Genomic DNA, 25,532 nt, shown 5'->3' with positions numbered 1-25,532 from the left:
TCATGGCTTAGAAAAGCCAAAATTAAATTCTAAACTACATATATTTTTCAATCATTATAATAGATATTTCAACCATTTTTAATTTTTTATATTGTAAACGTTTTCGAAAACGTTATCATTTAGAAATTAAGCAATAAAAGCTTACTTTTATTAAAAAATACTAAATTGACTTTTATCCAGAAATAATAAAATTAATTCATTAGTTTTACACCCTTGTTTATTTCAGTCAAACCCAAAATCACATGTCGAAACCCATTACCATAAAAGATATAGCCGAAAAATTAAATGTCTCCATCGCCACGGTTTCACGGGCATTAAGAGGTTCCACTGAAATAAAGAAAGAAACCAAAATGGCAGTTCTGGAGATGGCCAAAGAAATGGATTACCATCCAAACCTCTTGGCAAGCAGCCTTAGTAGTAAAAAATCTAAGATTATAGGTGTGGTGGTCCCTACCATTAACAGGTATTTTTGGTCCAATTCCATTTCTGGAATTGAGAACATTGCCTACAAAGAGGGTTATAAAGTGATGATTTTTCAGTCAGGAGAATTATTTAACAAGGAAGTCGAGATCGTAGAAACACTGGCCAACAGCAGAGTGGACGGGATAATAATTGCTTTCTCCAAAGAGACCAAGGACTTTTTACATGTTCAGCAAGTGATTGAAAGGGGTATTCCAGTAGTAATGTTGGAAAGAACTTGCAAGAACATGAAGGCATCTAAGGTGAGTACTGATGATAAAAATGGTGCTTATACCATCACCAAACATTTAATCGATAAAGGAAGAAGCAATATTGCTTATATCTGTGGTCCAATTTCTTTAATGGTTTGTAGGGATAGGTTAACAGGTTATCAGGAAGCATTGAAAGAGGCAGGAATACCTTTTAGGAAGGATTATGTGGTAGAAGTTGAAGATTTTAGATTTGAACAGGCGGGGCAGGCATTGGAAAAACTATGGAATATGACAGTTAAACCAGATGGAATTCTGTGTTTTGCCGATATTCTGGCGATTGGCACCATACATGCTGCCCATCACCTTGGCATAAAGATTCCAGAACAGCTATCTGTTGCAGGTTTTGGAGACGATGAAACCAGTCGCTTTATCAGCCCTGCCATCACTACTATGGCTCAACCCTCTTTTGAAATGGGAGAATTGGCAGCCCAAATCATTTTAGAGGAGATCGGACTTTCGGGGGAGTCATGCGATATTCGAACTGAAATAATAAAACCAGAAATTATTATTAGGGAGAGTACGTGAGTAATGCATTTACGTTGAATTTCTTTTTCTCGCTAAGACGCGAAGAAGGAAATGAAAAATATTTTGAATACTTGTGCGTTTGATAAGTTAGTTTAGGGTTTTATTGTAGTTTGGGGACAAAAATAAATCCTTTGCGACTTCGCGACTTTGCGAACAATTCTTTTCAGAAAACGAATGCATTCCTATTTATTTTCTCGCTAAGGCGCAGAGACGCTAAGAAGGAAATGAAAAATATTCTGAATATATGAGCCTTTGATCAGTTATTTTAAGGTTTCATTATATTTAAAGAGTAAAAAAAAATTCTTTGCGACTTTGCGGCTCTGCGTGAAATCAATTTCTCACTAAGGCGCAAAGGTGTTGGGATACTTATTTTGAATACTTATGCTTTTAACCAGTTAATATAGGTTTTTAGGGAGTTTTTTTTAACTAAGAACAAAAAAATTCTCTGCGGCTTTGCGGCTCTGCGTGAAATTCATTCCATAAAACGAATCCATTCCTATTTATTTGCTCGCTAAGGCGCTAAGACGCAAAGGTGGTTTGGGTACTTATTTTGAATATTTGTGCCTTTGATCAGTTAGTCTAGGTTTTTAGGGAGTTTTTTTTAACTAAGGACAAAAAAATTCTTTGCGACTTCGCGGCTCTGCGTGAAATTCATTCCATAAAACGAATGCATTCATTTTTATTTCTCGCCAAAGAGCAGAGACGCAAAGGTGGTTTGGGTACTTATTTTGAATACTTATGCTTTTAACCAGTTAGTATAGATTTTTAGGGAGTTCTTTTTAACTAAGGACAAAAAAATTCTTTGCGACTTTGCGGCTCTGCGTGAAATCAATTTCTCGCTAAGGCGCCAAGACGCTAAGGTGGTTTGGGTACTTATTTTGAATACTTATGCCTTTAACCAGTTAGTATAGATTTTTAGGGAGTTCTTTTTAACTAAGGACAAAAAAATTCTTTGCGACTTTGCGGCTCTGCGTGAAACCCTTTCCAGTAGACGATGCATTCCTATTTATTCTCACTAGGGCGCTGAGACACAAAGGTTGAAATGTATCTTATTTTGTGCACTTATGCCTTTGGTCTGTTATTTTAGGGTTTTATTGTAGCTAAAGGTCAAAAAAAATTCTCTGCGGCTTCGCGGCTCTGCGTGAAATTCATTTCCAACTACCCTAAAATCCTTTCTAAACACATTGCCTAATTAATTTATAAAGATTAGTGTTCACCATAAAAAATAAAATTTTGTTAAATTTAAACCATTCAATAAAAACATCCAAATGAATAAAGAATTAACCCTATCCTTCTTTTTGCTATTCATTTCACTAAATATTTTTGGCTATCAAAGAGAAGCAGCATCTAAAAATACCCTTCCAAACATAATCTTGATCAATGTAGATGACATGGGCTGGAGAGATACCGGTTTTATGGGCAGTCAATTCTATGAAACCCCCAACCTGGACCTTTTGGCTTCGAAAGGGATGGTATTCAATCAAGCCTATGCTGCAGCGGCCAATTGTGCTCCTAGCAGGGCTTGTATGATGAGTGGTGAGAACACGCCCCGCCATGGCGTGTATACAGTAGCCAATTCCGATAGAGGGAAATCTGAAAACCGAAAGCTTGTTCCAACTGTCAATAATCCAACAATTGCTGACCATCACCTATTGTTCGCAGAATTATTGCAACAAAATGGTTACATCACTTGCCATTCGGGGAAATGGCACATCAGCAAGGATCCTTTGACCCGAGGATTTGATGTAAATATTGGAGGCTCTGATGCAGGGAATCCCGGTAGCTATTATCCTCCTTACAAAAATGTACCAAGTATTCAGTCTACAAGCGATGATTACCTGACAGACCTGGTAATGGACAAAACACTGGATTTTATAGCCGGCAACCAAAAGCAACCCTTTTTCCTTAATTATTCCCCTTACGCAGTACATACCCCTATCCAACCGGTAGCTGACTTGCTGGAGAAGTACCTTGGTAAATCACCTTCAAACGGTCAAAGCGATGCTAAATATGCTACCATGGTGGAGAATTTAGACCGGAATATTGGTCGCCTAATTGATTTATTGCAGGAAAAAAAGTTGTTTGAAAACACCTTTATCTTTTTCGTTACCGACAATGGTGGCCTTTTTAAAGTTACCAAACAAAGACCCTTGAGGGCAGGAAAAGGTTCTTATTATGAAGGGGGGATTAGAATACCTGCATTTGCTGTTTGGCCTGGCGAGATACGTCCCGGACAGGTATCCGAGGTGCCGATTACCAACCTTGACATTTTTCCAACCCTTCTGGAATTGGCGGGTATTGAAAAACCGGAAAATAAAAATTTGGATGGAATTAGCTTACTCCCCTTGTTGACCGCTGGCAAAAATCTTCCCAAAAGGCCGTTTTTTTGGCATTTCCCCATTTACCTTGAAGGTGGCAATGCGGAGAGTCAGGATCCGGTATTCAGAACACGACCCGGTTCTGCCATTCGGTATGGAAACTGGAAACTCATCCAATATTTTGAAAACGGTAATTTAGAACTTTATAACCTAAAGGAAGACATTTCCGAAAGCAATAACCTCGTGAATAAAAAGCCGGACAAAGCCAAGGAATTGTTAACCCTGATTGAAAATTGGAGGGAAAGTACACATGCTCCCATACCTGAAACTTTAAACCCTGATTTTATAGCCAAAAAGGTAACCAATTAAAAAAAGGTTTCATATATTGAATCAATTTGAAAAAAGGTAACTCCCACTTGTTTAAGCTTTTCTATGGTTTCTTCTGGAGTTTCCTTCTTCTTGTGCGCATAGGCCCATGTATTCACAGCGCCCACCACCATAAATGTGTGCTCCTTGGCCCAATTAAAATCTGCTGAAGGGATCGCACTGGAAAACAGGTAATAGTTATTGGGATTAAAATCCTTTCTTTTGACATTCTCTTTCAATTGATCTATAGAGCAGCTTAATTTGATCTTTCCGGTAAAATATTCCGTAGAAGCCTCAGTACCGATCATTAAAGCTTTGCCCCTTAATCCATACCGATCAAGCAAGTTGATGATTTCATCGAAAGCTTCTTTTTCAAATCCTTGGATTTTGTTGTCTATCATCACTTGAATTTTTCCTTCACAATGAGCCAAGACAGTTTCTAACTTCAAGACCTTTTGCCCCAAATCACCTGTTAGTCCCTGAATTTCTTCCCAGGTCATGGCTGTTACGAGCCGGTCCTCCCCATAATACCTTTTAAAGTCTTTGTCGTGATGTGTAATTAACACCCCATCTTTGGTCAACCTCACATCCACCTCTACCATATAATACCCCCGATTGATTGCCTCATTTAAGGCCTTCAAACTGTTTTCAGGGCTTTTGCTGTTTACTACTCCACCTCTATGGGCTATCAACTCCAAATTATTGTCCTTTTTCTGTGTTTGGCTCACAGCGGACAATTGATAACAGAGTAAATTCATTATTACAAATAGGAATATCAGACTCTTCCTCATCTGGCAATTAGATTAAATAAAATCTCTTTTATGATCAAATATACATAGCAAGTGCTTACCGCCTGATTCACTTTAAATTAATAATTTATTAATTCTTATCATGAGGAAGGTATTGTTCGTCACTAATATTTATTTCATTCTCTCACTAAAATCAAGTAATTTTGTTAAATAATATTCAAAAACAAACCAAACCTATCTCTTATGAATAATAAATCATTCAAATTAGGCTTATTTTCCCTATTTCTTATGCTCTCATTCCATAATCAGGCTCAGGAAGGGATGCCAAAAGGATGGAAAGTAGGCAGTCAGGCTTACACTTTTAGGCTTTTTTCACTTGAAGAAACCCTCGAAAAATTGAATAGTATTGGGGTGAAATATGTAGAAATGTACCCTGGTCAGAAAATAAGTAAATCCGGCAATGAAACTACTGATTTTAAAAGCATAACTGCTGATGGAAAAGCAAAAATCAAAGCCCTATTAAAAAAATATGATATAGAAGCTGTAGGCTATGGGGTAGTCAATGCCAGCGATGAGGACTTACACAAATTATTTGATTTTGCAAAAGAATTGGGAATAGGGATACTCACATCAGAGGCAAAGCCCAATCAATTTGACCAAATAGAAAAGCTTTGTGAGGAATACCAAATCAAACTTGCTTTACACAACCATCCGGTACCTTCTTATTATTGGCATCCAGAGGTTGCTTCCAGAATGCTAGAAGGAAGATCAGAATTAATGGGTGTATGTGCAGATATTGGCCACTGGGTAAGATCAGGCCTCAATCCTGTAGATTGCCTTAAACAATTGGAAGGAAGAGTTATCAGCCTTCATATAAAAGATTTAAACAAATTTGGTGTTAGAGATGCTCATGATTTGCCATGGGGAACAGGCACAAGTAATGTAGCTGGAGTCATTCATGAATTGCATAGGCAAGGATTTGAAGGAGCATTTTCTGCAGAATACGAACACAATTGGGAGAATAACCTTCCTGATGTAGAAGAAAGCATTGCCTATTTTAAGCGTGTAGCTGCTCAGTTGTAGGTATTAAATGCTTTGTCTTGATCGGGATTATCCTTTGGGTGGCCCGTTTCAATGATAACAAATCAGCTATAAAAAAGGGACCACTTTGTTAAAGTGGTCCCTTTTTTATTAATAGCATAAACTTTTTGTTTTTACTCGTGAGAAACATCTTCAAGCATTTGCTTTACCTTTTCAGGCACATTGTCTCGCTCAATAAAGCCAATCAGTATATAAGTAATCGTAGAGCAAATTACCGGCAAACCTATTTCAAGTGCCAGACTTCCGACATCTACATTTTTGGTAATAACAAAAGCCACAAGTCCAACCAGAATTGATCCAATAGCGGCTTTAGGACCACAAGATTTAAACCAAGGAATAAGGCCAAATAACATAGGTACAGCAATAGGACCTACTAAGGCACCAAACCAGCTAATGATTAGTCCTAAAACTCCACCAAATTTTTCAAATTGAAGGGCGATGAGGATGGTTCCAAGGGTAAATAGGAATGTGGTAATTCTTGCTGTCAATAAAGAGGTTTTACCATCCCTGAATTTTTTATTTAGCGCAGGTAAAATGTCTCTGGTAATTACAGCTGATATTGTGTTAATATCAGAAGAAGTCATAGACATGGTATTGGCAAAGAGGGAGGCGATAACCAGACCTATTAAGCCTACAGGCAGCAACTCCATGGTCAATATCCCATAAGACTGTGTTGGATCCTCCAAGTCAGGTAAAATAACAGGGGCCGCCCACATTGGGAAGAACAATATCAATGGCCAGATGATGTATAAAATACCTGATAATCTCGCCGCTTTTGTAGCTTCTTGTTCTGAGGGTGAAGAGATGTATCTGGTAGCTAAATTCCATTGACCTCCATTGTAAGACAGGAAGTTGATAAACAAGAAAAGGAGTGCAAACCCAACGGTATAAGGATCATTAAAAGCATCGCCATTTCCTTCCGGTAACTGATCCCAAACGGTGAACACGCTTTCTATTCCACCTAGTTTCTCTATAACCACATAAAACATCACAAGACCTGCAATGATTTGAACGATAAACTGGGCAAAATCGGTAATTATCACTGCCCATAAGCCTCCAAAGGTAATGTAAAGCAGAGATATACCTCCAGAGATCAATATACCATAGGTAAGTGATATCCCGGTAAATACATTCAATAGTATAGCTATTGCTGCCCATTTAGCACCAATATCAAATAACTTAAGAATTACCCCACTCCATGCCATCAATTGCTGGGTAGCCAGATTATAGCGGGTAACAAGAAATTCTAAAGGAGACTGGATTTTAAAGCGCTTTCTTAAACGCACCCAGTATACTGGGAAAATTTTTGCTGAAATGACAACGGACAAACCAATGCCTAGTGCCCACCATATGTATAAAGAAAACCCATGAGTATAGGCTAATCCTGCATAAGCGACAAATACTGCGCCGCTATAGCCTGATACATGATGAGATATTCCCGACAGCCACCAAGGAAGCTTGCCACCTGCTACGAAATAATCCTCAGCGCTATTGTTTCTAAAATAGGACCATACGCCTATGACCAGCATCATTAAAAAGAATACCCCGATTACGATCAGGTCAATGGTACTTAATTCCATGTAAGCTAATTTAGGTGATTAATTGAAAAAAGGCCAAACCATTTTGGCTTGGCCTTAAAATTAAGATAAAATACCAGTATTAAACTGTTGGCTCCCATCCTGGCTCATATTCCCTTTTCCAAAGCTCCATTGCTTTTGGATCGTATTTTATGTTACCATTAGAAGAATCTACATGTAAGGTTCTTCCAATACGCTGAGAGATATTACCCAACTGCAATAGCAAAGTACTTTGGTGAGCACCTACAATTTCAGATCTTACCTCTATGCCATCCGTAATACCATCAAAGAAGTTTTGGATATGCAAAGCATCCAAAGCTTGGGCAGGATTAGACCTATTGGTAGGATCTATAACCATGTCGTTTGTTACTTCTTTAACCAATTCATTTTTAAGGTTGAAAATCTTGTAGGAATTTCCACCTTCTATCAAAAGACTTCCATCTTCGCCATAAAACAATGTACCTACACTGCCTTTTTCAATTTGCTTTCCATTACAGCTTCTACCTTCCCAGGTAATCATGGATTTATTGTCAAACTCCATATTGATAACTTGCGTATCAGGAGTTTGCCAATCGTCATCGTACCTATATCTTCCACCAGAGGAGTTTACTTTGTTAGGGTATTCTACTTGTAATCCCCAACGCGCAAGATCCACCATATGAGTACCATTGTTCAAGGCTTCACCAGTTCCCCAGTTCCAGAACCAATGCCAGTTATAATGGATTAAATTGTCTCTATAAGCTTCTCTTGGAGCTGGTCCCTGCCATAATTCGAAGTCCAACCATTCAGGAACTGGAACTTGCTTACCGTTACCGATGGGCGCTCTGTTGTTAGCGTACCAAGTTTTTGCCATATAAGGTCTTCCGATAACCCCATTGTGAAGTTCTTCTATACCTTTGATTACATTAGGCCAAGAACGTCTTTGGTTACCTACCTGAACGACTTTATTGTATTTCTTTTGAGCTGCCATTAGCAATTCTCCTTCATGAGGATTGTGCGCACATGGTTTCTCTACATATACGTGCTTGCCAGCTTTCAAACCTAAAATAGCTGCTGGTGCATGCCAGTGATCAGGAGCGGTTACTACCAATGCATCTACATCTTTGTCTTCAAGAACTTTTCTTAAATCCTTTTCGATCTTTGGTCTTCTTCCTTGAATTTCATTAATAGATCCAGCGAATTTTTCAGCTGCCCTTATATCAACATCACAGCTATAAATTACATCGCACTGCTTTTGGCTAGCGAAGTTGGTTCCAACAGCATGTCCCCTACTTACTACTCCCATACTTGCTACATTGATACGGTCATTGGCACCAATGATCTTTCCGTAGCTTTTAGCTGTCATACCAGGTAACATTCCTCCTACTGTCGCGAAGGTTGCTCCAGCAATGGCCTTTTTCACAAAAGTTCTTCTACTATTTTTCATATTAAAAGGTAATTATTTAAATTTTAATTTTTAAGGCATCTCTTTTTCCTTTGGCTAAAACAGCCTCAAGAGAAACAGCTTGTCCATTCATTTTCTTACTTTCGTCAGCAGCCTGCATAAAAGCGAAGATCTCAATGGTTTCCTCTTCACTAACTGGTGAAACGCCTGTGTCAAAGAATTTGGCGATTTCTACCAATAATGGTCTATAGCCACCGTAGCCACCCATATCTAAAATTCCTTTCTCACCGAAAGCTTTTCCACCATATCCACCTTTACCAGATCTAGTTCCTCTAAAGGTTCCTATTTTACCACCTTCCCAGGTTCCGACTACTACATCAGCGCCTTCAGTGTAGGTTCTTTGAACAGTTTCACAACCAGCTCCCATTATAGCATAAAGTGTTTCCACACCATGGATACCATACCAAAATAGATCTGGGTGGGTAACTTCATATTTTGCAGGACTAAATGCATCAGCACCAAATACCTCACCAATTTCACCGTTATTTACGGCTATCACATTTTCCATGTATCTTAAAGAACTACTGGAAAAAACCGGTACACTGTATTTTTTGGCAGCAGCAAATATAGCAATTGCATCGGGCAAAGAAGCAGCTATCGGCTTGTCAATAAATACTGTTTTACCTGACTTGAAAACTTCCAATGCTTGCTCTAAGTGCAGTCTACCATCATTTGTTTCCAATAAAACTACATCCACTTTGTCAAGAAGGGAAGCTATAGAGTCCACTATTTCAACACCAAGCTTTTTAACATCCTCAATATAACCAGGAATCCTGTCAACAGATGTTGCAATATCCTTACTACCATGAGGATAAGCAGCTACGACCTTATAACCACCCAAGTCCGCTGCTGCATCTGCAGCATTAAAAGCTTTAGCAAACGCAATGCTATGTGAAGTATCCAAGCCAATAATCCCTACCCGCTTGTTTTTTTTGATGGATGGGGAGCCAAATGAAAGGGTAGACGTTGCCAACCCTAGACCAAGTCCGGCTATTGCAGCTTTTCCCATAAAATCTCTTCGTTTAATCAATGTGTCCATAAATTGTATGTAATACTTAAAATATAATATTGACTTATTTTTCGATTTTAAACTAGAACTATAAAATCTAATCAAACAATTTACTAAAAATTTTAAAAAAGTCAGGATCGATTTTACATGAAATGCATATTAATGGCTATTTGAATTGACCACACCCCATTCAAGCATTTAAACTTAGACATTAAAACACTGTTTTACAACACATTAACACACAATATTTAATCATTAAATATTCAGCATTATTTCATGAACGGAACAGAAAAAAAGTTAATTCCAATAAAAAACCGGCCATTTAAGAAAGTTAGCCGGTTTTTTTCACAAGTAAATATGATAATTTCTTTCAAAGTTTTTACTTCCCCATAGCACTTAAAAGGATGTGAACTTTCGAAAGATTTGAAGAACTATTTCTTCGGTGTTTGAGAAGGTCTTACCTCAATTTTACTAGGTAAAGTTCGGGCATCGAGCTTAAACAAACCTACAACTATTTCTCCAATGTCTTCTTTTTGAATTTTCCAGGCATCACTATCGTCCACCTTGTGGTCGTTAAATCCCGTAGCTACAGAACCAGGCATAATGGTACTCACACGAATTCCTTCCTGCCTTAAATCCAACATCACAGCCTGAGTAAATCCGGTAACCCCAAATTTACTAGCATTGTAAGCAGACCCATTTGCAAAGAAATTTGTACCTGCCAAACTTGAAATCGTCAAAAAGAAACCTTTTGTTTCCTTCAAAGCATCTACAGAGGCTTTAATCCCATAGAAAACACCTGTTAAATTGGTATCAATGGTGTCCTGCCATTGCTCAACACTTAAGTCCTGAATGGGCGCAAAATGACCAACACCAGCATTGGCTACAAAATAGTCCAATTTACCCCATTCCTTAACAACTTTAGCTACTGCCGCTTTCTGCGCTTCAAAATCCTTTACATCCAACTCCAAAGCCATGATTTTCCCTTTGGATTTGTCTAATTTTTGAATTTTATCTGCGGCTTCCTGCGCTCTATCAAGGGACCTGCTTGTAATAGCTACATTCACCCCTTCCGCTACAAGAGCTTGAGCAATTCCAAATCCAATTCCAGTGTTTCCGCCCGTGATAAAGGCCGTTGTATTTTCTAAATTCATAACGTGATTTATTTTTATAAAAAAAAAGGCCAATGATATTCATTGGCCTTTGTAACAAAAAAATATTTTACTTGGTTTTCTCTTTTGCTTCTGCGATTAAATTTTTTCCTTTTGCTCTTGTTTCTTCAGCTACAGAGGCAATATTTTTGTTCATTTTATCCAATTTTTCGTTCATTCCTTTTACGATATGATCAAATTGTCCGTTAATTTCTTTCAAATAACCCTCACCTTTTTGAGAAAGTTTTTTGCGAGTTGTTTTTCCTTTTTCAGGTGCAATCAACAATCCAATTTGTACCCCTATTGCAACTCCTGCTAATGTCCCTAAAATTATTTTCGCTGATTTCATAATGTCTTTTTAATATTGGTTTAAATTTTAAAAGCTTAACATCTTTTGAAAGAATGTTATTGGGTAATACAATACAAGTTTTATACCAAAGTGGCGATTTATTTAAAAAAAATATTCTTTTAAATAAAAAAAACCGGTTTCACGATTTCTTTATCTCAAATACTTTGCCTGAAGCAAAATAAAGCCAATTTCCATCCCAATTACCATTCATTAACTTTAAATTAGCATACTATTATACCTCATACCTATTAATTGCATTCAAATATGAAAAAAGCTGCTATTTTGGCCTTCATCGGCTATTTGATAATATTATTAATTCCACTTGTAAGCTTTGGGCAGGAAGTAAAACTCCATAGCCACAATGATTACCTTCAAAAGGCTCCTTTTTGGGAAGCATATGCCAACGAAGCGGCATCCATAGAAGCAGATGTAATTCTTCAGAATGGCAATTTATATGTGGCACATGAGAAAGAGAGTATAAAAGAAGGCCATACGCTAAGCTCCCTATATTTAGACCCTATGCTAAAATCCAAAAATCTTGGCCTTGGCATGCAAAAACCAATTATTCTTCTTGTTGACATTAAAACAGAGGCTTATTCCACATTAGAAAAAGTGGTTGAGGCCATAAGACCGTATGGTGCTCTTTGGGAAGATCAGGAAAATCCCTTTGTTAAAATTGTTATTTCCGGAAACCGACCAAAAGTAGAAGAATATGTTAAATACCCTTTTCCTATATTTTTTGACTATCAAAGTATAAAAGAGACTTCCAACCTACCATTGGAAAAAATTGAGCTTTTCAGTTTAAGCTTCAAAAATTTTTCACAGTGGAATGGAAAAGGTAGACTCGTAGACGAAGACATCGAAAAGATTAAGGCTGTTCTTAAACTTGTTCACGGTTTAGGAAAACCGTTCCGTTTTTGGGCTACGCCAGATAGCAAAACATCTTGGAAGGCTTTGAGTGAATTAGGAGTAGATTTCATCAATACCGATCACCCTTACGCGGCCAATGCCTATTTAAGCAATTTAAATGACCGCTATTATCAAACTCCAAACCTTAGCAAGATCTACAAACCAACCTTTGAAAAGGATGGAATCAAAGGCCCTGTAGACAATGTAATCCTTTTAATAGGTGATGGAAATGGACTGGCCCAAATATCCGCCGCCATGTTTGGCAATGGCAATGAGTTAACCCTAACGCAGCTCAAAAATATTGGACTGCTCAAAACCCAATCTAAAGATGATTTCACTACAGATTCGGCTGCAGCAGGTACGGCTTTGGCTTCTGGAAGTAAAGTAAAGAACAGAAGTGTGGGAGCACTTCCTGATGGAAGTCCTGCAAAAAATTTACCGGAGGTATTAAGTAGCCATGGTTTTGTCACAGGCATAGTCACCACAGACAATTTGACGGGAGCTACCCCAGCAGCATTCTACGCACACAGAACAGAAAGGGACATGACCAAGGAAATTGCCAGTGACCTGTCCAAAAGCCCTTTGAATCTATTTATAGGAGCTGGAAGAAACGATTTCACAAAGTTTGAAAAGGATGAAACCTTAAATCTCAGGAAAGAAGGTTTTCATTTAACCAGTTCACTAGAAGAACTGGCAAAAAGCAATTCAGATAGAGCTGGATTTTTTGCTTCAGCAGACGAATTGCCTAAAGTTATGAATGGTAGAGAAGGTTACCTGAGTGAAGCTACCAAGGCCAGTCTTCAGTTTTTAGCGACCAAAAACAAGCCTTTTTTCCTTATGGTAGAAGGCGCTTTTATCGATTCAGGAGGACATATCAACGACAGCCAGACTGTAATAGAGGAAGGAATAGATTTTGATCAGGCCATAGCTGAAGCGCTCCGATTTGCTGACCAGAATGGGAGAACATTGGTAATTATCACAGCCGATCATGAAACAGGTGGAATCACTTTGCCTCAAGGAAATATAAAAGACCATAAGGTTGAGCTTGAATTCTCTACTGAAGACCATACCGCCATCATGGTACCCATTTTTGCCTATGGACCTCAATCTGATCTTTTTCGTGGGATCTATGAAAACTCAGATGTATTTAAAAAAATCAATGAGGTGTTAAGTCCCTATTTAAAGTAAAACTATGATTTCCCTTACGTTAAATATTACCTTTTGATGATTTAGCCTTATATTCCGCTATGATTTATAAAACTGGAAACTTGTTCTTTGCCAGAAAGGTAAAGCAGATATCTTTCATATTGTTATTTATTTTAATGTGTTCTCCAATCTCCCTTATGGCCCAGACATCCAAAGAAATTATCTACGTCGGTACCTATAGCCAAAACAATAGTGAAGGCATTTATGTATTGGAATTTGACAGAGAAAACCTGACCACCACTACTGTCCAAACGATCCATGACAAAGAAAGCCCAACCTTTTTGGCCTTGCACCCTAACAAGAAATTTTTATATGCTGCCTATAGGGAAGGTAAAGATGCTAAGGATGAAGCAGGAACGGTAATCGCTTATTCCATTGCTCCAGATACAGGCAAGCTTACCAAAATCAATGAAGTGTCCTCTGTAGGTGCTAGCCCTTGCCATATTAGCGTAGACCCCACAGGGAATGTTGTGTTCCTGTCTCATTATAAGGGAGGCAATTTATCAACATTTAAAATCTTAGAAAATGGAGGGGTAAGTGAAGCGGCTTCTTTTATTCAACATACGGGTAGAAGTGTTCATGCCAACCAGACAACCGCCCATATGCATGCCATGATTCCATCAAAAGATGGTCAATGGGTATATGCTTCGGATTTAGGAATTGATCAGATATTAAAATACAAGGTTAATAAGACCAATGGCACTGTTGACGAGAATCCTGTGATTTTTCAAACCTCACCAGGTGCAGGTCCCAGGCATTTTGTATTCCACCCTAGCCTTCCCTATGCTTATTCCTTAGAGGAATTGAGCAATACAGTAAGTGTTTACAGCTTGGATGAGACCAATGGCGACCTAAGCCCCATTGGTAGGATCAACATGCTAAATGACAAACTTCACAGTGATTACAATGCGGGAGCAGACATCCATTTCTCTAAAGATGCCCAATGGTTGTATGCAAGTAACCGAGGACAGGACAATCTAGTGGTCTACAAAGTAGACCAAAACACAGGCTTACTAGAAACACAAGGACATGTTCCGTCAGGTGGTAAACATCCAAGGAATTTCAAAGTAGATGAAAAAGGAGATTTTGTTTTTGTTGCCAATATGGAAACAGACAATCTAGCCATCTTTAATATAGACAGCACAACTGGAATGCTTAAAGCGACCGGTAAAAATATCGAAATTCCAAGACCAGTATTTATCGAACAATTGTTTATTGAGTAATGCGTTTTACTAATTTCCACAAGGCCATAAAAAAAGGCATTAATGGAAGTTTGCAAACCAAACGTTACTTATTAACCTCTTTTAATCCACAGGTTAAAATATAAAACCACTCCCTGCCTATAAGCGGGAAGTGGTTTTGTTCTTTATGCCATTTTACTGCAGGTTATCCAAAGACAAACGTGCTAACACTAACTTTTCATAAGGATTTTTTTCTCCTTTTTCATATAGGCAAAGAATTTCTCCATTGGGCAAAGCGGCTAAAGCCGAATAAGCGGAAGGGCCTTGGTTTAAAACCTTAGATGCAATCCAAGTTTTACCGCTATCCTTGCTTAGCTTGATGGTCATGTTTTCTCTTTTAGTGCTTGCCGGATTGGAAAATAAAACCAAATCTTCGGCCTTATCATCTGGCCAGGAATACCTTATAAAGGCTGCTTGGCAAACCGGCTCAATTAAAGAAGTTGCCTCCACTGGATCAGACCAAGAAACACCACCGTCATTGCTAACAGACAAAGCTCTCCTATTTTTACCAAAATAAGACCGCATGTTCATTAATAGTGTTCCTTTGCCATCTGCCATTTCAATCAGCTGACTTTCGTTCATCTTAGGCTTGATGGTTCCACCAAGTGCCCAAGTAGCTCCAAGATCATCACTATAAATCACATGGGAACCGTATTCATAAGGCCCTCCCCTTACGTTCCCCTTAGGATCGTCATAACTGTGATTGGCCGGAATCACCAAGCGACCTTTATTGAGACCATGCTTAATTTGTACCCCAACACCTGGCCCAGTAGCATACCAACCCCAAGATGGATCCTTGGTCGTTTTGGTAATGTCTGATGGTTCGGTCCAACTGTCACCATTATCAGTGGATTTCATTACAAATACCCTACGGGTGTTCTTGCTTTTCTTGGTAATTATGTCTCCTTCATGATCATCTCCTCTATTCCAAGTGAGTAATAAATGGATCTCTCCCGTAGTTTCATCCAACACAGGGTTAGGGTTTCCACACACCGTTTCTCCTTTGTCCCATATTACTTTCTGCTTGGACCAGGTAAGTCCCCCATCTGTTGACTTTTTCATTAAAACATCAATGTCTCCAGTGTCCGAACTTCCAGTTTTTCTCCCCTCAACAAATGCCAATACAGAGCCATCTGCAGCTACAATGAGTGAGGGAATTCGGTAAGTATGGTAACCTCCTTCTCCTGCAACAAATAAAACTTGCTCTGAAACAGGGTTTACTTGAACATTGTCTTTAGGGGAAGTAGCTTCCGTGAAAAAGAAAGAGATTAAATAGATTATAAAATTTATCATTGGGGGGATAATGGTTAATTATTAATTATTAATGGTTAATTGTTAATGGTTAATTGTTAATTGTTAATTGTTAATTGTTAGTGACAAATTACATTTTGATAAATCAAAATGATTTTCTGAGAAGGCCTTATACAGCTTACTTGATTTCACCGTCTTTGACAGGTTTTATTGCTGATGAATGTAACTTTTCCGCGTATTTCAGCTTGGGTTTAAAGCATAATTACCTTGTTTTTTACTCTTCGAAATTGGCGGGGTACCTGGTGATTTCCAAAAGATATGGCTTTTGCAAATAGGTATTGGCAGCCTCTTTTACCTGGTCGGCTGTTACGCCTAATACCCGATCCTCTGCGCCTAATACGGTATCTAATGGAAGACCGCCGTTAATGGCAGCATTTAACTGGCCATGCCAGAAGCCATTCCGTTTCATGTTTTCTTCAAGGGCAAGCCGCTTTGTCTCCCGAACTTTCTCCAAATCAGCTTCATCTGGCCCTTCTTCCTGTATTTTTTGTATTTGTTCCCAAACAGCAGCTTTTAATTTATCGACTGACTCAGGCCCACAAGGAAATGAAATGGAAAAGTTAAATCGTTCTTCCGGAACCCTGCTTAAACTTCCTCTAGCCCCAACACCGTATACACCGCCGATTTCTTCCCTTAGGGTTTCAATTAATTTGATGGTAAGAATTTCACCAAGATAGGAAAGCTGCTGTGATTTTTTCAAATCGTAGGCTGTTTCACCGCTGAAATATAGAATCACCTGACTTTTATCGTCAACACCCACCTTAATGGTTTCTTTTCTATCCTGAGGAGGGGTCAAACCCAAATCAATAAAGTCTTCTTTTTCAGAAGGGTCCCCAGGCAAACTTCCTAAATATTGGGCTACCAAAGGAAGCATACTCTCCAAGTCAATATTGCCTGTAAATAGCAAGTTAAAGTCAGCAGCATTGGCAAACCTTTCCTCGTAAATTTTAAGGCTATGGTTCAAGTCTATGGAATCAAGTTGATCAGCCGTATAGATTCCTCTGCCACGTGGATTGCCATTGCTAATTATTTCATTGACTCGTTTATTGAACTGAAAATCAGGATTGACACTGGCACTCTCCAATTGGTTTTTTTGATTCGCTAAAAAGACCTCCCAAAGAGATTTGTCCATCCTAGGTGAAGTAAAATACAAGTGGATAAGTTGTAGGGCCATTTCAAAATCACCAGGCGTTGTAGCTCCTGAGATACTCTCTGAATAAGTGCTAATATTGGGCGTAACCTGAACATTTTTTCCCGCCAAGACTTTTTTTAATTGGGAGGGTGAAAAATCACCTATCCCCATGATATTAATAGCTGTACCTGCATAATTGCCACTATAATGATCCTCCATAGAGTATAGAGAAGTTCCTCCTTCGCTACTTGCAGTGAAAATAATTTCATCGTTTTTATAATCTGTAGGCTTAAAATACACCTTCATCCCATTGCTTAATGTCACAGTTGTCACATTCACTGCCTCATTGCGAGTAACATCCACTACCTTCCCTGGAGTTGGTTTAGCAAGCATCAACTCTTCTCTTAGCAAGTCCTCTTTATACGGAGTTGTTTGGATTGCACTAGCATTTTCCAAAACCGCCAAAAGTGCTTCTTCTTTTGGAAGTGTTTCTTTGTCCTTCTCTGGGGCAGTTACAATCAATACAATGTTTTCTTCCTTAATCAGTTCTTTGGCTATACCATTAACTTCTTCAAGGGTTATTTTTGGGATAATCTCCTGATAAAAACGATGTCTATTTTCCGGCCCATCAGCAAAACTACTGTTCAGGAAATGGGAAACATACCTACCCACCAGGGTTCTAGATTCTACCTTATCCATTTCCTTATAGGACTTTTCTGCACTGTTTAACAATGAGCGCTTCACTCTTTCTAGCTCTCCCTGTGTAAAACCATGCTGCACAACCCTTTGGTTTTCAGTAAGGAAAGACACCAAGCCATCAGTAAGTTTCCCAGGACCCACTACTCCTGATATGGTGAAAAAATCAAGCGGTTTCACCAAGTTACCATACCTGGCTCCAGCAAAAATAAAGGGAGCATCTGGTTTTTGCCTGATCTCATCCAATCTTTGGGTGATCATCCCACCAAACATAGTTCTAAGGATTCTACCTTTATAATCTTCGTAACTATTGGATGGTCTGGCCTCCTGCTTGTAATAAAGTTGCACCTGAATGCCAGGTGCTTCCTCATCCGTTATGATTTTTACAAAGTTTTCTTTGTGGGCAGGGACATTGTAATATTCTCGCTCAGGTGCATTGGTAGGATTTTCCAAATCTGAAAAATATTCTTTGATCATTTTCTCTACCTTATCAGGAGCCACATCCCCTACTGCCACCACCGCCATTAAGTCTGGCCGGTACCAATCCTGGTAAAACTGTCTGACCAGCGAATCTGCTGCATTCCTAATAATATCCATTTTACCTATGGGCATGCGTTCTGCATAGCGACTTTCATGAAGCAGTACAGGCAAGTAAGCATCTCTCAAGCGTTGGCTTACACCTTGTCCGGTTCTCCATTCCTCCACTACAATCCCCCGTTCCGCATCAATATCCTCAGCATTCAGCAGAAGTCCTCCTGCCCAATCACGCATCACTTGAAAACCATTGTTCAGCTTTTCTTCCTCATCTGTAGGAATTGGCAACATGTACACTGTCTCATCAAAACTTGTATAGGCATTAAGGTCACTCCCAAAGGCAACCCCTATTGACTGGAGGTAGCTAATTAGTTCATTTTTTTCAAAATGCTCAGATCCATTGAAAGCCATGTGTTCTACAAAATGCGCCAGCCCTAACTGATTCTCATTTTCCTGCATGGCCCCTGCTTTTAGGGCCAGGCGAAGTTCTAGCTTATTTTCAGGTTTTGGGTTGTATTGAATATAGTATTTCAGCCCATTTTCCAATTGCCCTGTGTGTACCTTATCATCCAGAGGTACCAATTCTTCAAGCTTATCCTGAGAATAACCTACCGAATGGATAAGGAACAATAATGACAATACTAAAAAGCGCTTTAAAATTTTCATCTGTACTAATTATATTCTGTAAAGTATAACGCGAAATATGCAATAGACAATCTATTATCTAATGGGATAACATCCTAAAAACGATCAGGATATTACATTGTATAATCCGGCTTTTAAATTCTTATAAATAAAGCAAAAATCACCTGAATATCCATAAAAACCTGTCGCCTTATAAAAAATCATTACTTACCTCATCAATTAATAGTTGGATAAATGTCCATTCCTGACGATATTTATTTTTCTAACTATCTCCATGTATTTAACTGAAAATATGACTTTTCGATTACTCCTCTTACCACTAACCCTTATTTGGCTATCCTCCTGCTCTACCTCCCCAATTTTAAATATTGAATTAAATGCGGATGGCATTGAGCGACAAAATTACCCTTTAGTAATCCCTATAGATGTGGATATTGAAGGCAACTATCAACTGGAAAATAAGGAGAATGAAAAAAGTTATCCTGCTCAGGTACTACCTAGTGGTGACTTGTTGGTTTTTATTGACCATATGTTCGCTGAGACAAATGCTGTATTTGAATTGAAAGAATCGTCAGCTACAGAAAAAGGTAGTGTAAAAGTTAATCAAACATCCGAAGGTGTAGAGGTTTTATCAGATGACAAGCAAGTACTTTTTTACCAGACAGCAGTAGCCAATCCTCCCAATGGTTTGCCAGACTATTACAAGAGAAGTGGCATGATTCATCCCCTTTACAGTCCGACTGGGCAAATCCTAACCGATGCATTTCCAGCAGGACATACCCACCATCACGCAATTTTCAACGCTTGGGTAAATACAAAGTTCAAAGGTGAAAAAGTAGACTTCTGGAATCAACATTCCGAAACTGGTACGGTGGAACATGTAAGTTTGAATACCGCTGAGGCAGGAGCGAGTGCAGCAGTTATAGAAAGTCAATTGCGTCATCTAAGTCTTAAGGATGGGGAAGTTCTTGGAGAAAAATGGACAATTATGGTTTATCCAACAGAGGACTATTTTCTATTTGATTTATTTTCGGAACAAACCAATACCAGCACCGACACGCTATTCATATTGGAATACCATTATGGAGGAATGGGTTTCAGAGGAAGTAAAGAATGGAACAATGTAGACAGCATCAACTTTACCAATACTTGGAAAATTCTCACCTCTGAGGGCCATACGAATGAAAGTGCCAATCATACTCATGCATCTTGGGTAACTGCTTCTGGCCAAGTTGACAATAAAACTGCTGGTGTCACAGTATTTGGATTTCCTGACAATTTCAGGTATCCACAAGCTATCAGGGTTCACCCATCTATGCCTTATTGGGTATATGCCCCTATGGTGGGTGGGGAGTTCTATATTGCTCCAGGTGCCAGTTATAAGAGCAAATTCAGGTATTATATACCCAATGGAAAAGCCAATCAGGAGGTCATTGAAAATATCGATAAGAGTTTAAAATCTCCTGTTAAGGCTAAGTTGGTGAAGTAGTAAAGATCACATAAAAATTTGTCCCCTTTGTCGCAATAAACAGCAACAAAGGGGACACATTAAAGACCTTTTAGGGTTACTCAATATTTGTCCAAAGGCTTTAGCAATAGGTTAAAAATGGACCGTATAACTCATTACTGGAAACATGGATAGCTGAGGAATTTCATCGATTTCTTTTTTCACATTATTGTAGAAATAATCAATCGTTGTATTGTTGTTGGTCAGGTTTTGAATATCCAACTTGAGCTCATGGCTTAGCTTTTGTTTATTTACACGGTAACTTACTGCTATATTAAGGTAGAATACGTCATTTGCCTTATTCCCCAGGTATTGACCTTCATTCTCCACTTGCTTTTCTTGTTTTATGGATTCTTCTAAATCAATAGAAGTATACCTTCTGCCCCCCAATAGGGTAACTCTTGAGTTTATTCCTATGGTTTTGTCATTGGCGTTTTTTCGCCCTACAGTAAATTCCTTTCCAAACAGAAAGTTACCTACATAATTCCCATTGTATCTGGAGTTTTTCCAGTCTCCATCTTTTGCTTTGTACTTCGAATCATAGAGAGATGTTGTAAGCAAGAAATAATATTGATTGCTAAAATACCGCTCCAAAGTTACTTCCAAACCAGTATTCTTTCCCTCCCCTTCATTCACCATGGCTTTATCCACAAAATAATCATCTTGATTGATTAACGAATAGAGACTCCCTACTTTGTCCTCTACTGGGATGTTATACAAATGCTGGTAGTAGGCTTCAACCTTTAAAAACAAGTTGCTATTCAATAGATTCTCATAGCCCAAGACATAGTGGGAAGCCTGCATCAACTCCAAATGTTTATTGGGCATAGCATAATTACCATTGGGCTGATACACCAGCGCATAATGATTTGGTAAAGATGCCATTTTACTATGTAAGCCAAAAGCGGCATTTATATTTTGTGTTTCATCCAATTGGTATTTCAAAGCCAACCTAGGTTCCAGATAAACCTTGTCATTCAAGCTACTTTTGGAAACATGCACCCCATTTACCGCAGTTAGCAATTCTGAAATCCTCCATTTCCAGCTGAAATAACCCTCACTAAAATCAGCAGCGCCTTTATTCTCCTGGCCTTTTAAATATTGGTTTTCAGGAATGCTGAAATAGGTATTTTCAAAATCAAAATTGCTATGTGCATACATTAGCCCTACTTGAAAATTGTGCTTGGAATTAATTTTATGGTGTAATGTGGACAATACCCGGGACGTTTGGTTGTTCAACCCAGCGTTATAAAATTCTTTTAATATTTCCTCTTCATAGGGCCTTTTTTCGATCAATTTACTTCCGTTAAAACCGTAAGAGACAATCGATTTTAAGTAGGTATTGCTACCCAAAGGGATAAAATGCTTGAGCCCTGTAACAGCCAATTGACTGTGTTGGGAACCATCTTCTAGGATGATTTCTTCGTCTTCCTCGTCCGTGGTGACAAAACCTATTTTACTTGCTCCCCCTAATCCAAACAAGGTGAAGATTCCGGCTTTTTCAGTTGGGAAATAGAACTTAAAACTTAAATCCTGATACCTAGGAACTCCACCAAAGTCCACTAAGCCGATATCATCCAACAAGGAAAGTGTGGAGTAACGGTAGTTTATCAAATAGCTGCTTTTGTTCTTTTTACTGATAGGGCCTTCTGCAGTAAAGTCCAAGCCCAAAACGCCTAATGAGAAACTATATTCCTGCTTTTCATCATTGCCTTTTCTGAGTTTCATGTCAAAAATACCTGATAATGCATTCCCGTATTGAGAGGCAAATGCACCTGAATAAAATTCTGAATTGGCCAGCATTTGGCTGTTCAGCGCATTGATAGGACCTCCTGTCAATCCCTCAATGGCAAAATGATTTGGGTTAGGGATTTCAATGTCTTCCAATCTCCACTGTATAAAACGAGGGTTATTTCCTCGCACGATGATGTCATTGTTACCAGATCCTTCATTGATTATCCCTGCAAAGGAAGACACAAGCCTTGCCGGATCACTAATCGCACCTGCATGCCGTTTTGATTCTTCAATGGAGAGTTGTTTGGTGGAACTTATCGCCATCTCATTGGTCGATTCCCCCCTTTTGTAAGCCCTTATTTCCACCTGATCCAATTGCTGAAAGGATTCCTTCATCTCTATGTTTAACACAGTCTCCTTACCGGATATTAGTAAAATATTTGGAACGGTTACCCTTTCATAGCCCAAACTAGAAACTGCCAGGGTAATGCGGCCTACCGCTACATTCTCAATTTTGAAATTTCCATCAATATCAGAGGTTACTCCAATTAATGGATTAGAATCGTCAATCGTGATATTAGCAAAAGGAATGGCACTTTTACTATCAGTATCCACAACTCTCCCCCTTATCGTTTGATTAGGGCTTTGAGCGTAAACTGCATTTACTATCAAAAAAGTGGCGAAGATAAACAGGCCAAATACTCCAGTTTTCATAAGATAAGTTTCTTTTGTTTATCTAATGACAACCGAATTCGTATTCCCCCTTAGTTATAATAAAAAAATAAAGAAAGTGAACAAAGCCCAAAGTCTGAGCTACGCCATTTTCATAATGCTTTTACTATTGCAAAAATAGCATTCTCTTTGAATGGTGGTTATGTCTTAAAAGCAGGGTCCGATCTCACTAAATAAGCTTAGCTCAATCAAATTTCCTGAATAATCTCACCTTAATTAATTAGTTATTTTTTAGGTCTTTTGATGTGGCCAAGGCAATTACTCTACCTTCGCTACCCACTGCATTGTAAAAATGATAAACCACACCATCCCATTTTATCACCCAAGGCTTATGGGCATACTTTTCGTCAAAATCTTCTGAGGGAGCTATAAGGTCTTCCCCTTCCCAGTCGGTCCAGTTAATTAAATCGTAAGAACAGGCAAACCTTTCAAAAGCACCAGGTTTCCAAAAGGCCCCAAAATAAAACATGATATAAATATCATTGAACTTTGCAATTTGAGCGTCTCCACAAATGCCTTTGCCTCTTGTAATGACAGGGTCCTCACCAAAGCGTTTCCATGATATCATGTCATCAGAAACAGCCATTCCTATACTCTCATAGTTGGCGGTATCACCTTTGGCATTGTAATACATGACGAAAGGATGTCCCGTATCCATTTCATTGTCCCGAATCACCAGGCTTTTGTATATTGTTTTGTTTTCAAACCAACGAACATCCTCATCCTCTGGCGATAATAGAGGGCGATCATTTGTTTTCCATTCTTCTGTAGCTGTCAATGCTGTGGTGTTTGCCATGCCTATTTTCAGTGTTCCAGATTCATAACCAGTTGAATTACCTCCCAAATAGCTCATCCAGTATTGATCCTCAAACTTTTCCACACTATAATCTCCTCCCCATTCCGTATTGACAAGCGAAACATAGCCAGCTTTTTGATTGGCATCCCAGGTATTTTCTGTAAATGACATTATCTTCCCTTTTGACTCCCATTGTAGTAGATCCTTACTTTCTGCCAACCAAGTCTCATATCCCTGACCATCGAAAACAATATAGGTCATGTACCAAACTTCATCTTGTCGAAAGATGGTTGGTGAATCAATCATTTTACTTGTATCCGGATGCTGAAAAACTACCCCATGTTTATATGGCGTTTTTACCTCTTCAAAAATTTGCTCCATAACCTCCTGAGAAACTTCTTTCTTAATGGTTATTTCCTTTTGATTACAACAGGATAGAGACAAAGTCATACCCATAAGGGCTACTGATAAAAATAGGTTTTTCATTCTTAATGATTTCTTTTTTTGATGTAATGGTTTTTGAAAGCAAAGGATATTGAGGGTACTAGATAAGACTTTCTTATACAAGTGTTCCTTTTTGAAGGGCTTATCCAATTCGGGTTCCGTTCTTGATGGCACTGTCCGGTTGAATTAAAGTTACTTCCTTATTTTCACCAAGCCCGCCTAGAATCAAACATTCACTCATAATATTTGCGATTTGCTTGGGTGGGAAATTTACTACAGCAATCACCTGTCGGCCAATTAAATCATTTGGTTTATATAGCTTTGTAATTTGGGCAGAAGTTTTCTTTAGACCATGTTCTCCAAAATCAATTGTTAATTTATAAGCAGGGTTTCTTGCTTCCTTGAACGTTTCCGCGGAGAGGATTGTACCTACTCTCATTTCAACCTTCATAAAGTCATCCCAAGTTAATTCTTCCATTTATTTGCCTCAATTAGTGTGGTCGTGAAACCAATAACGCCTGTACTGAACTATGCCATACACTGATTTTTTGTGCATTTGATGGTCAATGACTTACTTTTCCACCAATTGTTTAACCAAAGGTATGTCCAATGCTTTCATTTCCTCTACTGCCAAACCAGCTATAGTAAAGGCTCCTAGTTGCGACAAATGGGTATTGTCCTCCTTACCTTCTGGCCGGTGTGGGTAAATTCCAGATTCAAAAAATAAGTACAGTTGTTTTGATTTTTCCTGCCCCATACTTTCTACCAATTTTCTGGTTTTGGCCTCCATGTCTATAAAATACACACCTGTTTCATTGGCTACCTGCTTTACTCCTGTCAAATAATCCCCATGGGAATCTCTCAAAGTGCCATTCTCATTGAATAGCCTGCGGACTATAGAAGTGCAGAGAATAGGAATGCCCCCTTTTTCCTTTGTTTCATTTATAAATCTTTTAAGGTTATCTTGATAGGTATCAAAAGGCCCGGTATATCTTGCTGTATCCGATTTTTGGTCATTATGACCGAATTGTATGATCACGTAATCACCTTTCTGCACTTGGGTAATCACCTTTTCCCAAGATCCTTCGTCAATAAAACTTTTGGAGCTTCTTCCATTTTTTGCGTGGTTGTCCACAACGATGGCATCGGTGAAAAAATGATTTAAAACCTGTCCCCAACCATATTCAGGCAGGTTACGCTCAGGTTTGTTCGCCATGGTAGAATCCCCAATCATAAAGACATGGGTGGCGCGAAAATCTTCAATAGATGAAGCAAACCAAAAAAGAGTAAGTATCAGGGAAATTATTTTCATTGGAATGATGGGT

General features: G+C 38.7%; 18 protein-coding genes. 6 read left to right on the top strand and 12 right to left on the bottom strand.

The genetic code is table 11. The features are described 5' to 3' along the window. Positions 1 to 242 precede the first annotated feature (242 nt). Positions 243 to 1,256 carry a LacI family DNA-binding transcriptional regulator gene (locus CA2015_RS18625; protein ID WP_048643260.1) on the top strand — a complete coding sequence of 338 codons (1,014 nt, stop codon included), beginning with the start codon at positions 243 to 245 and terminating at the stop codon, positions 1,254 to 1,256. Between the two features lie 1,268 nt (positions 1,257 to 2,524). Further along, complete coding sequence (locus CA2015_RS18620; RefSeq protein WP_048643259.1) at positions 2,525 to 3,943, top strand: sulfatase; 1,419 nt, start codon at positions 2,525 to 2,527, stop codon at positions 3,941 to 3,943. Here CA2015_RS18620 and CA2015_RS18615 read toward each other — a convergent pair. Then, positions 3,940 to 4,731 (bottom strand): glycerophosphodiester phosphodiesterase, encoded by a 792-nt coding sequence (locus CA2015_RS18615; RefSeq protein ID WP_084011892.1) that lies wholly within the window; start codon positions 4,729 to 4,731, stop codon positions 3,940 to 3,942. The two genes, CA2015_RS18620 and CA2015_RS18615, sit on opposite strands and share 4 nt — an antisense overlap. A 201-nt stretch (positions 4,732 to 4,932) precedes the next feature. Here CA2015_RS18615 and CA2015_RS18610 point away from each other — a divergent pair, with 201 nt between their 5' ends. Further along, a complete protein-coding gene (locus CA2015_RS18610) occupies positions 4,933 to 5,772 on the top strand; it encodes a sugar phosphate isomerase/epimerase family protein (RefSeq protein ID WP_048643257.1) in 840 nt (279 codons plus the stop codon). A 131-nt stretch (positions 5,773 to 5,903) separates the two neighbouring features. On the opposite strand, the gene CA2015_RS18605 is transcribed toward CA2015_RS18610, so the two are convergent. The 5 genes from CA2015_RS18605 to CA2015_RS18585 form a co-directional block, all read right to left on the bottom strand. Beyond that, on the bottom strand, positions 5,904 to 7,370 hold the full coding sequence (locus CA2015_RS18605; RefSeq protein ID WP_048643256.1) for a sodium:solute symporter family protein: 1,467 nt from the start codon (positions 7,368 to 7,370) through the stop codon (positions 5,904 to 5,906). Positions 7,371 to 7,449: 79 nt separating this feature from the next. Further along, positions 7,450 to 8,793: a Gfo/Idh/MocA family protein gene (locus CA2015_RS18600; RefSeq protein ID WP_048643255.1), complete on the bottom strand. Its 1,344-nt coding sequence runs from the start codon at positions 8,791 to 8,793 to the stop codon at positions 7,450 to 7,452. Between the two features lie 16 nt (positions 8,794 to 8,809). After that, on the bottom strand, positions 8,810 to 9,850 hold the full coding sequence (locus CA2015_RS18595) for a Gfo/Idh/MocA family protein (RefSeq protein WP_048643254.1): 1,041 nt from the start codon (positions 9,848 to 9,850) through the stop codon (positions 8,810 to 8,812). A gap of 401 nt (positions 9,851 to 10,251) precedes the next feature. Then, positions 10,252 to 10,974: an SDR family oxidoreductase gene (locus CA2015_RS18590; protein WP_048643253.1), complete on the bottom strand. Its 723-nt coding sequence runs from the start codon at positions 10,972 to 10,974 to the stop codon at positions 10,252 to 10,254. 67 nt (positions 10,975 to 11,041) lie between these two features. Next, on the bottom strand, positions 11,042 to 11,320 hold the full coding sequence (locus tag CA2015_RS18585) for a YtxH domain-containing protein (protein ID WP_048643252.1): 279 nt from the start codon (positions 11,318 to 11,320) through the stop codon (positions 11,042 to 11,044). Between the two features lie 264 nt (positions 11,321 to 11,584). On the opposite strand from CA2015_RS18585, the gene CA2015_RS18580 reads away from it, so the two are divergent. Both CA2015_RS18580 and CA2015_RS18575 read left to right on the top strand, forming a co-directional pair. Beyond that, positions 11,585 to 13,417, top strand: coding sequence for an alkaline phosphatase (locus tag CA2015_RS18580; RefSeq protein ID WP_084011890.1), 1,833 nt, complete (start codon positions 11,585 to 11,587; stop codon positions 13,415 to 13,417). A gap of 155 nt (positions 13,418 to 13,572) precedes the next feature. Next, positions 13,573 to 14,658 (top strand): lactonase family protein, encoded by a 1,086-nt coding sequence (locus CA2015_RS18575; protein WP_240477840.1) that lies wholly within the window; start codon positions 13,573 to 13,575, stop codon positions 14,656 to 14,658. A 153-nt stretch (positions 14,659 to 14,811) separates the two neighbouring features. Here CA2015_RS18575 and CA2015_RS18570 read toward each other — a convergent pair whose 3' ends face one another. Further along, positions 14,812 to 15,969, bottom strand: a complete 1,158-nt coding sequence (locus CA2015_RS18570) for a sialidase family protein (RefSeq protein WP_048643250.1) — start codon at positions 15,967 to 15,969, stop codon at positions 14,812 to 14,814. 232 nt (positions 15,970 to 16,201) lie between these two features. Beyond that, a complete protein-coding gene (locus CA2015_RS18565) occupies positions 16,202 to 19,015 on the bottom strand; it encodes a M16 family metallopeptidase (protein WP_048643249.1) in 2,814 nt (937 codons plus the stop codon). A 271-nt stretch (positions 19,016 to 19,286) separates the two neighbouring features. On the opposite strand from CA2015_RS18565, the gene CA2015_RS18560 reads away from it, so the two are divergent. After that, entirely contained in the window at positions 19,287 to 20,483 is a 1,197-nt protein-coding gene (locus CA2015_RS18560; RefSeq protein WP_048644620.1) for a DUF6807 domain-containing protein, read from the top strand. A 111-nt stretch (positions 20,484 to 20,594) separates the two neighbouring features. Here the strand turns inward: CA2015_RS18560 and CA2015_RS18555 are convergent, their stop codons facing one another. From CA2015_RS18555 to CA2015_RS18540, 4 genes are all read right to left on the bottom strand, one after another. Continuing rightward, positions 20,595 to 22,949, bottom strand: coding sequence for a TonB-dependent receptor (locus CA2015_RS18555; RefSeq protein ID WP_048643248.1), 2,355 nt, complete (start codon positions 22,947 to 22,949; stop codon positions 20,595 to 20,597). Positions 22,950 to 23,187: 238 nt separating this feature from the next. Further along, entirely contained in the window at positions 23,188 to 24,249 is a 1,062-nt protein-coding gene (locus CA2015_RS18550; protein WP_053086711.1) for a glycoside hydrolase family protein, read from the bottom strand. 100 nt (positions 24,250 to 24,349) lie between these two features. After that, complete coding sequence (locus CA2015_RS18545; protein WP_048643247.1) at positions 24,350 to 24,685, bottom strand: tRNA-binding protein; 336 nt, start codon at positions 24,683 to 24,685, stop codon at positions 24,350 to 24,352. Positions 24,686 to 24,778: 93 nt separating this feature from the next. Further along, positions 24,779 to 25,519 (bottom strand): rhamnogalacturonan acetylesterase, encoded by a 741-nt coding sequence (locus tag CA2015_RS18540; RefSeq protein WP_048643246.1) that lies wholly within the window; start codon positions 25,517 to 25,519, stop codon positions 24,779 to 24,781. Positions 25,520 to 25,532: the final 13 nt, after the last annotated feature.

It is taken from the genome of Cyclobacterium amurskyense, assembly GCF_001050135.1.
Taxonomy (GTDB): domain Bacteria; phylum Bacteroidota; class Bacteroidia; order Cytophagales; family Cyclobacteriaceae; genus Cyclobacterium; species Cyclobacterium amurskyense.
Note: the sequence above shows the minus strand (reverse complement) of the source record. Positions and strands in the feature narration are given on the sequence as shown.